Origin of the sequence: Rheinheimera soli, from assembly GCF_031457405.1 — a bacterium.
GTDB classification, from domain to species: Bacteria; Pseudomonadota; Gammaproteobacteria; order Enterobacterales; family Alteromonadaceae; genus Pararheinheimera; species Pararheinheimera soli_A.
This window is the reverse complement of sequence record NZ_JAVDWR010000025.1, coordinates 19,764-33,796: the sequence shown is the minus strand read 5'-3', so window position 1 is coordinate 33,796 and position 14,033 is coordinate 19,764. Positions and strand designations below refer to the sequence as shown.

General features: G+C 45.0%; 15 protein-coding genes. 10 read left to right on the top strand and 5 right to left on the bottom strand.

Going from position 1 to position 14,033, the window contains the following annotated elements; all coding sequences use genetic code 11:
* Positions 1-22: 22 nt before the first annotated feature.
* The 8 genes from J2W69_RS19480 to J2W69_RS19445 all read left to right on the top strand — a co-directional run bounded on the left by J2W69_RS19480 (position 23) and on the right by J2W69_RS19445 (position 5,790).
* Positions 23-421 (top strand): NHL repeat-containing protein, encoded by a 399-nt coding sequence (locus J2W69_RS19480; RefSeq protein WP_310281642.1) that lies wholly within the window; start codon positions 23-25, stop codon positions 419-421.
* Positions 422-496: 75 nt separating this feature from the next.
* Complete coding sequence (locus J2W69_RS19475) at positions 497-1,138, top strand: HvfX family Cu-binding RiPP maturation protein (protein ID WP_310281640.1); 642 nt, start codon at positions 497-499, stop codon at positions 1,136-1,138.
* A gap of 89 nt (positions 1,139-1,227) precedes the next feature.
* Complete coding sequence (locus tag J2W69_RS19470) at positions 1,228-1,788, top strand: sigma-70 family RNA polymerase sigma factor (protein WP_310281638.1); 561 nt, start codon at positions 1,228-1,230, stop codon at positions 1,786-1,788.
* Entirely contained in the window at positions 1,781-2,491 is a 711-nt protein-coding gene (locus J2W69_RS19465) for a DUF3379 family protein (protein WP_310281636.1), read from the top strand. Before J2W69_RS19470 ends, J2W69_RS19465 begins: the two co-directional genes overlap by 8 nt.
* Positions 2,492-2,957: 466 nt before the next feature.
* A complete protein-coding gene (adk, locus tag J2W69_RS19460; protein ID WP_310281634.1) occupies positions 2,958-3,602 on the top strand; it encodes an adenylate kinase in 645 nt (214 codons plus the stop codon).
* 56 nt (positions 3,603-3,658) lie between these two features.
* Complete coding sequence (gene hemH / locus J2W69_RS19455; RefSeq protein WP_310281632.1) at positions 3,659-4,657, top strand: ferrochelatase; 999 nt, start codon at positions 3,659-3,661, stop codon at positions 4,655-4,657.
* Positions 4,658-4,659: 2 nt separating this feature from the next.
* Complete coding sequence (locus J2W69_RS19450; protein ID WP_310281630.1) at positions 4,660-5,040, top strand: MAPEG family protein; 381 nt, start codon at positions 4,660-4,662, stop codon at positions 5,038-5,040.
* Between the two features lie 3 nt (positions 5,041-5,043).
* Entirely contained in the window at positions 5,044-5,790 is a 747-nt protein-coding gene (locus J2W69_RS19445) for an alpha/beta fold hydrolase (RefSeq protein ID WP_310281628.1), read from the top strand.
* Here the strand turns inward: J2W69_RS19445 and J2W69_RS19440 are convergent.
* Both J2W69_RS19440 and tpx read right to left on the bottom strand, forming a co-directional pair.
* On the bottom strand, positions 5,787-6,269 hold the full coding sequence (locus J2W69_RS19440; RefSeq protein ID WP_310281626.1) for an Hsp20 family protein: 483 nt from the start codon (positions 6,267-6,269) through the stop codon (positions 5,787-5,789). The two genes, J2W69_RS19445 and J2W69_RS19440, sit on opposite strands and share 4 nt — an antisense overlap.
* Before the next feature lie 134 nt (positions 6,270-6,403).
* Complete coding sequence (gene tpx / locus J2W69_RS19435) at positions 6,404-7,012, bottom strand: thiol peroxidase (RefSeq protein WP_008899280.1); 609 nt, start codon at positions 7,010-7,012, stop codon at positions 6,404-6,406.
* 145 nt (positions 7,013-7,157) lie between these two features.
* On the opposite strand from tpx, the gene J2W69_RS19430 reads away from it, so the two are divergent.
* Together J2W69_RS19430 and J2W69_RS19425 are read left to right on the top strand one after the other, a co-directional pair.
* On the top strand, positions 7,158-8,189 hold the full coding sequence (locus J2W69_RS19430) for a response regulator (protein WP_310281624.1): 1,032 nt from the start codon (positions 7,158-7,160) through the stop codon (positions 8,187-8,189).
* The gene (locus tag J2W69_RS19425; protein WP_310281622.1) at positions 8,190-9,149 is read left to right on the top strand and encodes a sensor domain-containing diguanylate cyclase; all 960 of its coding nucleotides are present in this window, start codon (positions 8,190-8,192) and stop codon (positions 9,147-9,149) included. It begins immediately after the preceding gene.
* 113 nt (positions 9,150-9,262) lie between these two features.
* Here the strand turns inward: J2W69_RS19425 and J2W69_RS19420 are convergent, their stop codons facing one another.
* From J2W69_RS19420 to J2W69_RS19410, 3 genes are read right to left on the bottom strand one after another with little or no spacing between them, the layout of a single operon-like run.
* Positions 9,263-10,765 (bottom strand): SpoVR family protein, encoded by a 1,503-nt coding sequence (locus J2W69_RS19420; protein ID WP_310281620.1) that lies wholly within the window; start codon positions 10,763-10,765, stop codon positions 9,263-9,265.
* A gap of 23 nt (positions 10,766-10,788) precedes the next feature.
* Entirely contained in the window at positions 10,789-12,057 is a 1,269-nt protein-coding gene (locus J2W69_RS19415; protein ID WP_310281618.1) for a YeaH/YhbH family protein, read from the bottom strand.
* A gap of 21 nt (positions 12,058-12,078) precedes the next feature.
* Positions 12,079-14,001: a PrkA family serine protein kinase gene (locus tag J2W69_RS19410; RefSeq protein WP_310281616.1), complete on the bottom strand. Its 1,923-nt coding sequence runs from the start codon at positions 13,999-14,001 to the stop codon at positions 12,079-12,081.
* Positions 14,002-14,033: the final 32 nt, after the last annotated feature.

Here is a 14,033-nt window from a genome sequence, read left to right as displayed (position 1 = left end):
CCCTTTGGGCCAATGCTTTGCATTGTTAAAAATTGATCCTGACAATTTTTTATTCGCAGCCATCCGTGGCGCTCACCCTTTGGGCCAATGCTTTGCATTGTTAAAAATTGATCCTGACAATTTTTTATTCGCAGCCATCCATGGCGCTCACCCTTTGGGCCAATGCTTTGCATTGTTAAAAATTGATCCTGACAATTTTTTATTCGCAGCCATCCGTGGCGCTCACCCTTTGGGCCAATGCTTTGTATTGTTAAAAATTGATCCTGACAATTTTTTATTCGCAGCCATCCGTGGCGCTCACCCTTTGGGCCAATGCTTTGTATTGTTAAAAATTGATCCTGACAATTTTTTATTCGCAGCCATCCATGGCGCTCACCCTGCAGGGCCAACGCTTCGCGTTGTTAAAAATTGCTCCGGGTAATTTTTTATGTACAAGTGAAAGATTTCCCGCTGTTGCCCTGTCTCTTATCACAACCATAGTATGCAGAGCCTGATTGTGATCCAACACAGCATTCTTTTTTACCAGAACGTAGTAGTTAAACTACAGCAACTGGACTTTATTCCTTTGTTATTGCTGAGGCTCTACCTGACCCCTGTGATGATGCAGGCCGGCTGGACTAAGCTACAAAACTTTGACAGTACCCTAAGCTGGTTCGCCAATCCGGACTGGGGTTTAGGTTTGCCTGCGCCAGCTATGTTGTTAGCGCTGGTGATTTTGGTTGAACTTGGAGGTGGTTTTGCTTTGCTATTGGGTGTGTTGACCCGAATCACAGCGTTGGGATTAAGTATTACCATGTTGGTGGCTATGCTGACTGTGCATGCAAAAAACGGCTGGCTGGCTATAGCTGATGCATCCAGCTGGCTTGCTGATGGTACTCTCTTCCTGAATGAAGCTGTGATGGCAGCTCCGGACAAGCTGGCCAAAGCCAGTGAAATCTTGCAGCAACAACCTGATTACGACTGGTTGATCTCCAGTGGCAAGTTTGTCGTGCTCAATAACGGTATTGAGTTTGCCGCAACTTACTTTGTGATCTTGCTGGTGTTAGTTATTTATGGAGCAGGGCGCTGGTTAAGTCTGGATTATTGGCTCAGTTGCAGAGCCACTCAAGTGATCACAGCACAGGAGTTGGCGCCTTGAGTTTTCTTCAGTCTATGTCCTATAGTGAGCAGCCAGAACCGACAGAACTGCCGGACACAGGGCTCTTAGCGACAAGGACAAAAAAACGAATGTGGTGGTCCACTGACAAAGTAGTGGCAAAAAAGCAACTATCGGAGAAAGAACAGCGGCAGCATAGTTATATGCAGCTGGTTCGTCTCTACCATGCCGATTTATATCGCTATAGCTGCTGGATTTGTCGTAGCGCTGATATAGCGCAAGATTTGGTACAGGATACCTACTTGCGAGCCTGGAAAAGTATTGATCTGCTGCAAGACGAAGCGTCAGCTAAAGCCTGGCTTTTTACTATTTTACGCAATGAAAACGCCAGGCGTTTCGAGCGTAAACAGTTTCAGTATCAGGAGGTGGAGCAGGATTTATTACTGGATGAACATCAGGTTAGTCCGGAGCAACTCTACTCACAACAGCAGTTGCTGAAGCTAATTGAGAGTTTGGAAGCAGAGTACAGTGAACCTTTAATCCTGCAGATTATCGGCGGTTTTAGCGGTGATGAAATAGCACAATTGCTGATGCTGAATCTTAATACGGTCAATACCCGCTTGTTTCGCGCTCGTAAGCAATTACGGGATCTGTTAAACCATGGACATGTCAGGGAGCAAAAAAATGGATGAGTTAGAAGTTCGCCGTCGCTTGCTGACCGACCCATATCAGCTAAACGCCGAGCAATTGCAGCAGTTGCAACAGGACCCTGACAGTCAGCAGTTTCACCAGGATGTATTAAAGCTGGATCAGCAAATCAAACAACTGTTAAGTCCGCCAGTGCCAAAAAATCTGGAAAATGCATTATTGATGCAGCAGCACAAACACAAACAGAAACAGCAGAAACGTTTTTATCAGAATCTGATCGCTGTAGCGGCTTCAGTGGCTTTTTTAGCTGGTTTTGCGCTGAACTGGTCATTTTTTATGTATGGCTCGCAAAGCCTGGGTGAAAACTCTCTGGCTCATGTGTACCATGAAGAGCCTTATATGCAACATATGACGACGGCTTTGTCTTTATCAGATGTGAACGCCAAACTGGCTGAATTTGACGCCAGCCTTGCTGAGAATGGCCATGCTGTTGTTTATGCCAACTTCTGTAACTTTCGTGGCACCCGCTCTTTGCATCTGGTGCTGGATACTGAACAAGGCCTGATGACAGTTTTTGTGGTACCAAAACAGAACTCATTAGATTTTGAAGCAGAGTTTCACGACGATAAATACCAGGGACGTAGTATCAGCAGTCATAAAGCCATTCTGGTGATGGTGAGTGATAAAGCTGAAGTGTTGCAACGGGGCGAGAAGCAGTTGCTTCAACAACTGCAATTTAAAGCCTGAGCAAAACAGGGCTTCGGAACTTTTTATGTGCTTCCGAAGCCTTTCTCTACGAAATTCTTTGTTTTATTGATCTCAATCAATTCTGTTAAGCTCATTTAGCCTGCTTTTGTTTTAAATTTGATTTAAATCATGCAGTTAAATGAATGGTCTGCTGGTTGTTATTTCATCAGTTATGCAATTTAACCTCAAGCGCTTTGTGTTGGTTATTCCGTTGAAACCTAGTAAATATGCACTACCTTAGTCGAATAGCTTACAGTCTTTATTCTACTTTTTTGCCTGCCAGTCCTATTTCCGCTCTGGAGATGGCCCAATCGGCTGTTGTAGCAAGTTATCCTACCAAAGTAGGCTTGACTTGGGCTGATCAGGTAAGACAAGCAGACAAATTCCTTGTCTGATGATGCACATTATGTAAAGATTCATCCCTTATAACAAATGGATTAATCCCAGGTTAATTGAGGATCTTTGTATGCGTATTATTTTGTTGGGTGCCCCGGGTGCTGGTAAAGGAACTCAGGCGCAGTTTCTGATGAACAAGTATGGGATCCCACAAATTTCGACCGGTGACATGCTGCGTGCTGCTATTAAAGAAGGCACAGCTTTAGGTCTGGCTGCTAAGCAAGTGATGGACGCTGGTCAGCTGGTGTCTGACGATTTAATTATTGGTTTAGTGAAAGAACGCATCAGTAAAGAAGATTGTGCCAAAGGCTTCTTACTGGATGGCTTCCCGCGCACTATCCCACAAGCTGATGCAATGAAAGCCAATGGTGTAGTGGTTGATCATGTGATTGAATTTGATGTGCCGGATGATGTGATTGTCGAACGTATGAGTGGCCGTCGTGTGCATCCTGCTTCAGGTCGTGTATACCATGTGACTTACAATCCACCAAAAGTGGAAGGTAAAGATGACGTAACGGGTGAAGATTTAGTGATCCGTGAAGATGATAAAGAAGAAACAGTTCGCAAACGTTTAGGTATTTATCACGAGCAAACTGAACTGCTGGTGGGTTACTACCGTAAAGAAGCTGAACAGGGCCGCACTCAGTACCACTATATGGTGGGGACTTTGCCAGTTGAGCAAGTCAGTGCAAAACTTGAAGCCTTATTAGGCTAACCCATTCAAGCTTCGGTAAAGCCCACTTAGAGTGGGCTTTTTTCTACAGGACTATAATGACTAAATTAGCTTTATCTTTATCCGAGTATGCTGTGGTGCTGGTGAATTTAGGCACTCCGGCCGCCCCAGAAGTCCCTGAGATTCAAGCTTATTTAAAGCAGTTTTTGTCTGATAAACGTGTTGTGGATTACCCGGACATTCTATGGCAGCCTTTACTGCGTGGCATTATTTTACCTTTTCGCAGCCGCAAGGTAGCCAAAGCTTATCAGTCGATCTGGTGGCCTGAAGGCTCACCGCTTCGGGTGATCACCGAACGTCAGGTAAAGGCTCTGGGAAAACGTCTGGAGCTGACAGAAACACCAGTTCAGGTCTGTTATGCCATGACCTATGGCCAGCCTTCTATCGGCAGTACTTTAGAGCGACTCTGCGCATCAGGTGTTAAACGTATTGTGATTTTACCACTGTATCCACAGTATTCAGCCACGACCACAGCGGCTATTGCTGATCAGGTCGCTGATTTTGTTAAACAAACACGCAATTTGCCGGAAATACGTTTTCATAAGCATTATCACCATCACCCGACTTACAGAGCTGCATTAGCGGGTTCTGTGCGTAGTCATTGGCAAAAATATGGTCAGGCAGAAGCGTTGTTATTGTCGTTTCATGGTATTCCGGAACGTTTTGTGCGTTTGGGCGACCCGTACCAGCAACATTGCCGTGAAACCGCAGCCAATTTGGCCGCTGATTTAGGCTGGCCGACGGAAAAAGTCATTGTCAGCTTCCAATCCAGGGTTGGTAAAGAGCAGTGGCTGACGCCTTATACAGACCAATTACTGGAAGAATTACCAGGCAAAGGCATTAAAAACCTGCAGGTATTAAGCCCTGCTTTTGCGGCCGACTGTCTGGAAACTCTGGAAGAACTGGCAGTAGAAAATAAAGAAATTTTTATGCACGCAGGCGGTGAAAGTTATCAGTATGTGTCAGCGCTGAATGACTCTCCTTGTCATATCCGTTTATTTGAGCAGATAGTTCTGCAACAACTTCAAGGTTGGTAAGTGTGACTTTAGCTATTACGTCTTTTTATGCCGCCATTCTGGCTTTGATTTATGTGGTTTTAGCTGTACTGGTGATACGGCAACGTTTTAAGTGCCGTGTGGGTCTTGGCGCAGGCAAAGAACCCCAGCTGTTACAAACAATACGGATGCACGGTAACTTTGCCGAATATGTGCCGTTTCTGCTGATCCTGGTGGCTTTAATGGAACTACAGCAAAGCCCGGTCTGGCAATTGCATCTGGTGGCTGGTTTAACTTTAGCAGGCCGTGTGTTGCATGCTGTTGGCTTATGGCTGAGCAGCGGTACTTCGGTGCCACGTTTTTTAGGCATGATCTCGACTTTTGCTGCACTCATTGTTGGTGCTGTATTTTTGTTGCTGAAGTGATCTATGCAGACCACAGTGCTGATGTTGCATAGCTCTTTATCCAGCGGGAGGCAATGGCAGAGCCTTAAAATGGCTCTGAAAGCAGAGTATGAAGTTCTGAACCCGGATCTGATAAGTTACGGCACCAACACCATCAGCTATCCACGGCCTATGCGACTCTCTGATGAAGCCAGCCATCTGTGGCCATTGTTGCAAGGGAAACCAGAAGGCTCTGTGATCCTGATTGGCCACTCTTTTGGTGGTGCTGTGGCTTTACATATGGCCCGAACCAGGCCGGAGCTTTTTAAAGCCGTGCTGCTGTTTGAACCTGTGGCTTTTCATTTGCTTAAAGACGCAGAGCCAGACTTGTACCAGCAAGTTCAGCACTTAAGCCAACAGATGCTGAAGGTCAGTGCAAAAGATGCGACAGCGCTTTTTATCGACTACTGGCAAGGCAATAGCTATTTCTCCAATTTACCGCACCTGATGCAACAAAAGCTGACAGGGCAGGTGGGCAAAGTGGCAGCTGATTTTGAGGCTTTAAGTGGCGAGCCTGCTGAATTGGCTGATTATGCCGACGCCATTCGTTGCCCTGTATTGTTGCTCAGTGGCGAGCACAGCCAATTGTCAGCACAACGTCTGGCCAGAATGCTGGCTGATGCTTTAGCTTGTTGTGAGTTTCAGACTGTAAAAACGGGCCACATGGGGCCCGTTACAGATGCAGAACTGGTGAACTCTGTTCTGCTTGAGTTTATGCAGCGTTTAGCTTAGCCATTGCTAACCTGGGCTAAAGGTTCATCCAGTAGTTGTGGTACTACTTTTACTGTTGGCTGTTGATTGATGCTGATTTTGCGTGGCTTTAATGCTTCAGGTACTTCACGCACCAGCTCAATATGCAACAAGCCATGGCTCATCTGCGCACCTGTCACTTTAATATAGTCAGACAGCTGGAATTTACGTTCAAAGTTACGCTCAGCTATGCCCTGATGCAGGAAACGGCGACCTTCGGTTTTGTCGGCTTTCTGACCACGCACTACTAAGTTGTTGTGTTCGGTTTCAATGGATAACTCAGCTTCATCAAAGCCGGCAATAGCCATGGTAATGCGGTACTGATCCTCACCTGTCACCTCAATATTGTAAGGTGGATAAGCAGGCTGCTTTTCGTTGCGGGCAGCGGCATCCATCAGGTTAGCTAAATGATCAAAACCAATAAATGAGCGGTAAAATGGGCTGAAATCTACTGTATGCATATTTAAAATCCTCTAAAGCAATTTATCTGTTCTGCTCTTCAATTGAACGAGCAATTTAAGCAGGTGCCGGATGGCCACCTGCTGTATAGATAAGTGCGCTTAGAAAATTTTCAAGAGAGGGCTAAGCAAAAAAATTAAGATTTTTTACCGGTAATTTGTGCAAGGGCAGCCATGCTGTGGGCATAATCCGGTTCTTGTGCCAGAGCTGGTACTAACTGTTGATAGGCCAAATTACCTTTAGGATCAATAATTAACACTGCGCGAGCCAGGATCCCCATGTCTTTGATCAACAGGCCGTAGTTGCTGCCAAAATCGCGCCAGACAGCGTCGGACAGCACCATCAACTGGTCAACCTTTTCCTGAGCACAGTAGCGTTTTTGCGCAAATGGCAGGTCGGTAGAGATGGTCATCATCACCACATCCTCTGAGACTTTGCTGACTTCCTGATTAAATCTTTTGGTTTGCAGTGAACAAATGCCGGTGTCCACACTAGGCACTACACTGATCAACACAGTTTTGCCTTTAAAATCACTGAGCTGAATTGTTTTGAATTTGTCGTCTACTACTTTGAAATCCGGAGCCTGTTGCTGCAGCTGCACAGGATGACCTTGTAACTCAACCGCTTTATTGCCTGCTTTTACTTCAGATAAACGGCTTGGTAGTTGTGCATTTAAATCGACAGCCCAGACAGCAGGGCTAATAGCCAGACAACAAATGATAGTTTTTATCAAATTTAATGACATTCGGGTGTCTCCCAGATTGGTAATACGGTTAAAAATGAAAAAAATAGTAGGTGTTGGTTATTTTTTGTCAGATACTACACTGGGTTAGCGCAGAGCCATCTTTCTGACTACACTGGAAAATAACAATACGTGAAGTGAGCCGTAAATGGTAGCAGCAGTTTTGATATGTGACGATTCCAACCTTGCACGTAAACAAATGGCAAGAGCTTTACCTGCACAGTGGCAGCAAAATATTCAATTTGCGGGGCACGGCGGCGAAGCTTTAGACATTTTGCAGCGTCAACCTATAGATTTACTTTTCCTCGACTTAAATATGCCCATTCTGGATGGGTATCAGGTGCTTGCCGCCATTCAGCAGCAACAGATCCAAGTGAAAACTATAGTGGTATCCGGCGATATTCAGCCGGAAGCGCGTGAGCGGGTTTTATCTTACGGTGCTTTGGATTTTATTAAAAAGCCTGTGGATCAACAAAAACTGAATCACGTATTGGGGCTGGTTGAGCAAAAAACTGTAGAGCAGCAAGAAGAAGCCAAAACTGAACCTAAGGCTTCTGCGGCCAGGAACACTGGCTCCTTTGTTTTATCCAATGACTTACGAGACGTATTTCAGGAATTAAGTAATGTCGCCATGGGGCAGGCAGGTGATTTGTTGGCACGCCTGCTGAACGTTTTTGTCAAACTGCCTATTCCCAATGTAAACGTGATTGAAGTCAGCGAATTACATATGGCTATCGCCTCAGTGGAGCAAAAGGAAAATACCTCAGCCGTCTGTCAGGGCTTTATCGGCGGTGGTGTGGCAGGTGAAGCGCTACTGATTTTAAATGATTCCAGTTTTGTTGATATAGCGCGGTTAATGCAATACAACGGTGAGCTGACCACTAAGGTCGAGCTTGAACTCTTGATGGACATCGCAAATATTTTGATTGGTGCTGTGCTTAAAGGTCTGGCCGAACAAATTGATATGACCTTCAGTCAGGGGCATCCTGTGGTGTTAGGCCAACATGCCCCGGTCAGCGAGTTGATTAAAGCCAATGCCAGACGCTGGCGTCGTACTTTGGCGATAGAAATAAGCTATGGTATTGAAAACTATAATATCAGCTGTGACTTATTACTGCTGTTTACTGAAGACAGCATCAAAACCCTGAATTATAAAGTCGAATTCCTTCTGGAAGATTAAATGTCACAAAACAGCGTAGATGTATCTGAAATCCACTGGTTGATGGACATGTTCCAAACGGTTGACGTTGGCCTGGTGGTGTTGTCTGCTGATTACCGCATCCAGGTGTGGAACGGCTTTATGGAAAATCACAGTGGCCTGACACCTCGTCAGGTGCGCGACAGATATTTGTTTGATTTATTCTCAGAAATAGATGAAGACTGGTTACGTCGCAAATGTGATCCGGTTATTTTACTGAAAAACCGTGCTTTTACCATTTGGGAACAGCGGCCTTATATTTTTAAATTCCGTAATTACCGTCCTATTACTGGCTCTGCTGAATACATGTACCAAAACAGCACTATATTCCCGCTGAGCGATACTATGGGCAGAGTGACCCACCTGTGCCTGATTATTTATGATGTCACTGACGTGGCTGTCAGCCGGTTAGAATTGGAGTCGATGAATGGTCAATTACGCACTTTATCCAAAACAGACTTCCTGACCAATTTAAATAACAGAGGTTTCTGGGAAGAAGCGCTGATCAATGAATACAAGCGGATTAAACGCAGTGGTCATCACAGTACATTACTGATGTGTGATATTGACCACTTTAAACGGGTGAATGATACCTATGGCCATGCGGCTGGTGATGCGGTGATCCAGCAGGTTGCAGTCGCTGTGAAAAAGAATCTGCGTAGCACCGATGTGGCAGGGCGTTATGGCGGAGAAGAATTTGCTGTGTTGCTGCTGGACACTACTGTAGAGCAGGCGATGTTTTTCGCCGAACGCTTACGTAAAAACGTCGAAGCTATGGCGGTGGAGTTTAATCAACAAATACTGCGGGTAACAGTCAGTATAGGTTTGGCTGAGTTTCATCAGGAAATGGACGAGTATCGGGACTGGATAGAAGCGGCAGACAAAGCCCTATATCAATCCAAAGCTGCAGGGCGCAATTGTATTACCAAAGCTGAAAAATAAACACTGAGCAAGGGCCAGTTTGCTGCCATACCGTATTATGTTGTGAGCTACATTATGCTGTTTGATCGGATGAATTTCGATATGAGGATCAGAGCCAAGGCTCTGATCCGGTATCAGACTGGACAACTGCCTAAGAGTTTTACGCTGCCATCTTCGTTTTGTTGCTCCAACTGAACATTAAAGCCCCAAAGCCGGTGTACGTGCTTCAGTACTTGCTGGAAGTTATCCGCCAGCGGAATACGTTTATTAGGAATAAATCTTAAGGTTAAGCTGCGATCTCCTGTGATATCTGCACTATACACCTGAATATTAGGTTCAATATTGCTTAAATTATACTGAGCCGACAGCGTCTGGCGTATCTGCTGATAACCTTCAGCATTATGAATGGCTGCTACTTCCAAAGTGCTTTCTTTGTCATCGTCAGTGATAGCAAATAAATGAAAATCGCGGATAATTTTGGGCGATAAATACTGGCTGATAAAGCTCTCGTCTTTGAAGTTTTGCATAGCAAAATGCAAGGTCTCCAGCCAGTCTGAGCCAGCTATATCCGGAAACCACTCTTTATCTTCTTCTGTCGGATGTTCGCAAATACGGCGTAAATCAGTAAACATGGCGTACCCCAAAGCATAAGGGTTAATACCCGAATAATATTTGCTGTGGTACTCCGGCTGAAACACCACATTGGTGTGATTGTGCAGCACTTCCAGAATGAATTTATCCGTCACCAGATTCTCCTGATACATATGCTGCAAAATTGTGTAATGCCAGAAGGTCGCCCAGCCTTCATTCATCACTTGTGTTTGCTTTTGCGGATAAAAATACTGCGAAATTTTCCGCACTATACGCACCACTTCACGTTGCCATGGTTTGAGCAGCGGCGCATTTTTTTCAATAAAATACAAAATGTTTTCCTGAGGCTCAGACGGAAAACGGTATTCATGTGCTGCAGATAAATCACCTTTATTCGGAATAGTTTTCCACAGCTGATTCACCTGAGATTGCAAATAAGCTTCACGGTCTTTCTGGCGTTTTTGCTCTTCGTCCATCGAAATCTTTTGTGGTCTTTTGTATCTGTCCACACCGTAATTCATCAGCGCATGGCAGGAGTCCAGCATATCTTCTACTTCGCTGATGCCGTATTTTTCTTCGCACTGACTTAAGTACTGTTTGGCAAATACCAGATAGTCGATAATGGATGAAGCATCTGTCCAGGTGCGAAATAAGTAGTTGTTCTTAAAAAAAGAATTATGACCATAACAGGCGTGTGCCATCACCAGCGCCTGCATGGTCATGGTGTTTTCTTCCATCAGATAAGCAATACAAGGGTTAGAGTTAATCACAATCTCATAGGCCAGCCCCATAAAACCACGTTTGTAATTTTGTTCGGTCTGGATAAATTTTTTGCCATACGACCAGTGGTTGTAGCCTATAGGCATACCGACACTGGAATAAGCGTCCATCATTTGTTCTGCAGTAATAACTTCAATTTGGTTGGGGTAGGTATCCAGTTTATACAGTTTGGCCACCCGTTCAATTTCGGTCTGATACTGCCCCAGTAACTCAAAACTCCAGTCCGGGCCATCGGATAAAGGTTGTTTTTGTTTAGCAGAAGACATAAGCAACTCCCTGAAGTCAGTAGCTAAGCAGCCTGTTTTTTGAAGAGTTCGCGAAATACAGGATAAATGTCCGCTACTTGCCGTATCGGCTGAATGGCAAAGTTATCAAAACTTTGCTGCAATTTTTCGTACTCCAGCCACAGGCTTTGGTGGGGGCGTGGCGTAATTTCTATATAAGCGTAATAGCGCACAAAAGGCAGGATCTGCTGCGCCAGCACGTCAGCGCATTGCGGACTGTCATCGGCCCAGTTATCGCCATCTGAGGCCTGAGCGGCGTATATATTCCACTGTGCTGGGTCATACCTGTCTTTAACTATATCAGCCATCATTTTCAGCGCACTGGACACTATAGTGCCGCCGGTTTCCTGCGAATAAAAAAACTCTTGCTCATCCACTTCTTTGGCTTGGGTATGGTGACGGATATACACCACTTCGACATTTTTATAGCTGCGGCTTAAAAACATATACAGCAGTATATAAAAGCGTTTGGCCATGTCTTTTGTCGCCTGATCCATAGAGCCTGACACATCCATCAGGCAAAACATGACAGCTTTGCTGGTGGGTTCAGGTCTTTTCTGAAAATTGCGAAAACGTAAATCAAAGCTGTCAATAAAAGGCACTGCACCTATTCGTTTTACAAGTTGCTCAATTTGTTCCCGCAGTGCCATTAACTGGTGTTGATCCGGTACGGGTTCTGCTTCGACTAAAGCTAATTGGGCTTCCAGTTCATGCAACTCACGTTTTTTCCCTGCCGTCATAGCGACACGGCGGGCTAAGGAACCTTGTAAAGAACGTACTATATCTATATTGGTGGGCACGCCTTCAGAGCGAAAACCTGCCCGCACATTTTTGTATTGCACCAGCTTATCCAGCTGATTTTTTTTCAGATTTGGTAATTCTAAATCTTCAAACAACAAATCAAGGTATTCATCTTTGGAAATAGAAAACACAAATTCGTCTTCGCCTTCACCATCCGCACTGGCATCCCCCTGGCCTGAACCTCCGCCTTGCCCACCTTGAGGACGTTTGATTTTATCACCAGGGCTGAATTGATCATTACCCGGATGCACACGTTCTCTGTGGCCGCCCTGACCCTGATGGAAAAAAGGTTCTGTAATGTCTTTGCCAGGAATGGAGACTTTTTCACCATTATTGATATCAGTAACACTACGTTTGCTGATGGCATCAGACACAGCTTGTTTAATTTGTTGTTTATAGCGGCGAATAAAGCGCTGTCGGTTGACAGCACTCTTGTTTTTGCCATTCAGACGTCGGTCAATAAAATGCGCCATACAACCTCCAAGGCTCTGACCTTACTGCGATTTGCGAACCCGTAAATACCACTCGCTGAGTAAGCGCACTTGTTTACGGGTGTAGCCTTTCTCCATCATACGGTCGACAAAATCATCATGTTTTTTCTGATCGTCTGTAGAGGTTTTGGCATTAAATGAAATCACAGGCAACAGCTCTTCTGTGCTGGAGAACATTTTTTTCTCTATCACAGTACGAAGTTTTTCGTAGCTGGTCCAGGTTGGATTTTTGCCATTATTTTTGGCTTTGGCTCTAAGGACAAAGTTGACAATTTCATTGCGGAAATCTTTTGGATTGCTGATGCCCGCTGGTTTTTCAATTTTCTCCAGCTCAGCATTCAGCGCAGCTCTGTCAAACAGCTGGCCGGTTTCAGGGTCACGATATTCCTGATCCTGGATCCAGAAATCAGCATAAATCACATAACGGTCAAAAATATTCTGACCATATTCAGAATAGGACTCCAAATAAGCCGTCTGAATTTCTTTACCAATAAACTCTATGTATTTTGGAATTAAATAACCTTTTAAATGTTCCAGATAACGCTCTGATACATCGGATGGGAATTGCTCCCGCTCTATCTGCTGTTCCAGTACATAAAACAAATGCACAGGGTTAGCGGCCACTTCGGTGGAGTCAAAGTTAAACACCCTGGATAAGATTTTGAAGGCAAAACGGGTAGATAAACCCGACATGCCTTCATCGACACCAGCGTAATCGCGGTATTCCTGATAGGACTTGGCTTTGGGGTCTGTGTCTTTTAAGCTTTCGCCATCATAAACCCGCATTTTGGAATACAAACTGGAATTCTCCGGCGCTTTTAAGCGGGATAACACGGCAAACTGCGCCAGTGAGGTTAAAGTAGCGGGAGAACAAGGTGCAACTTTTAACTCACTGTGTTCCAGCAGTTTTTCATAAATTTTGACTTCTTCTGACACGCGAAGGCAATAAGGTACTTTGACAATATAAACCCTGTCTAAAAAGGCCTCATTGTTTTTGTTATTTCGGAAGGTTTGCCATTCAGATTCGTTACTGTGCGCCAGAATAATGCCTTCAAAGGGCAGAGCGGCTAAACCTTCAGTGCCGTTGTAATTGCCTTCCTGAGTCGCTGTTAACAGAGGGTGCAGCACCTTAATCGGCGCTTTAAACATCTCCACAAATTCCATCAGGCCCTGATTGGCGCGGCATAAGGCGCCAGAGTAACTGTAAGCATCCGGGTCGTTTTGGGCAAAATGCTCCAACTGACGGATATCCACTTTACCTACTAAAGACGCTATATCCTGATTGTTTTCATCACCAGGTTCGGTTTTGGCAATACAGATTTGGTCCAGTATAGAAGGGTATTTTTTTACCACTTTAAACTGACTGATATCGCCGTTAAATTCATGCAGGCGTTTACTGGCCCATGGCGACATAATGGTTTTGAGGTAACGTTTGGGAATGCCGTATTCCTGCTCCAGGATATTGCCGTCTTCGTTCACATCAAACAGACACAAAGGACTGTCGTAGACTGGAGATCCTTTGATGTAATACACAGGAACTTGCTGCATCAGCGATTTAAGCTTTTCTGCCAAAGATGATTTACCACCACCGACAGGGCCTAACAGATACAGAATTTGTTTACGCTCCTCCAGGCCCTGAGCAGAGTGTTTCAGGTAGGAAACAATTTGCTCTATCGCGTCCTCCATACCATAAAACTCAGCAAAAGCCGGATAACGGCCAATCACACGGTTGGAAAACAGGCGGCTGAGTTTAGAGTCCTGCGCTGTGTCAATCAGCTCAGGTTGACCTATAGCCATTAACAAACGCTCGGCAGCGCTTGCATAACAACTTTTGTCATTTTTACAGAGTTCCAGATAGTCCTGGATGCTGTATTCCTCTTCTTTGGCTGCTTCGTATCTAGATTTGTAGTGCTCAAAAATGCCCATAGTGCACCTCCGAAACTGGTCTGTGGGAACTG

Coding starts and splice junctions, on each gene's coding strand:
- J2W69_RS19430 (WP_310281624.1), top strand. CDS start 7,158: ATGGTAGCAGCAGTTTTGATATGTGACGATTCCAACCTTGCACGTAAA.
- J2W69_RS19410 (WP_310281616.1), bottom strand. CDS start 14,001: ATGGGCATTTTTGAGCACTACAAATCTAGATACGAAGCAGCCAAAGAA.
- J2W69_RS19420 (WP_310281620.1), bottom strand. CDS start 10,765: ATGTCTTCTGCTAAACAAAAACAACCTTTATCCGATGGCCCGGACTGG.
- tpx (WP_008899280.1), bottom strand. CDS start 7,012: ATGTCATTAAATTTGATAAAAACTATCATTTGTTGTCTGGCTATTAGC.
- hemH (WP_310281632.1), top strand. CDS start 3,659: ATGACTAAATTAGCTTTATCTTTATCCGAGTATGCTGTGGTGCTGGTG.
- J2W69_RS19425 (WP_310281622.1), top strand. CDS start 8,190: ATGTCACAAAACAGCGTAGATGTATCTGAAATCCACTGGTTGATGGAC.
- J2W69_RS19440 (WP_310281626.1), bottom strand. CDS start 6,269: ATGCATACAGTAGATTTCAGCCCATTTTACCGCTCATTTATTGGTTTT.
- J2W69_RS19465 (WP_310281636.1), top strand. CDS start 1,781: ATGGATGAGTTAGAAGTTCGCCGTCGCTTGCTGACCGACCCATATCAG.
- J2W69_RS19470 (WP_310281638.1), top strand. CDS start 1,228: ATGTGGTGGTCCACTGACAAAGTAGTGGCAAAAAAGCAACTATCGGAG.
- adk (WP_310281634.1), top strand. CDS start 2,958: ATGCGTATTATTTTGTTGGGTGCCCCGGGTGCTGGTAAAGGAACTCAG.
- J2W69_RS19445 (WP_310281628.1), top strand. CDS start 5,044: ATGCAGACCACAGTGCTGATGTTGCATAGCTCTTTATCCAGCGGGAGG.
- J2W69_RS19415 (WP_310281618.1), bottom strand. CDS start 12,057: ATGGCGCATTTTATTGACCGACGTCTGAATGGCAAAAACAAGAGTGCT.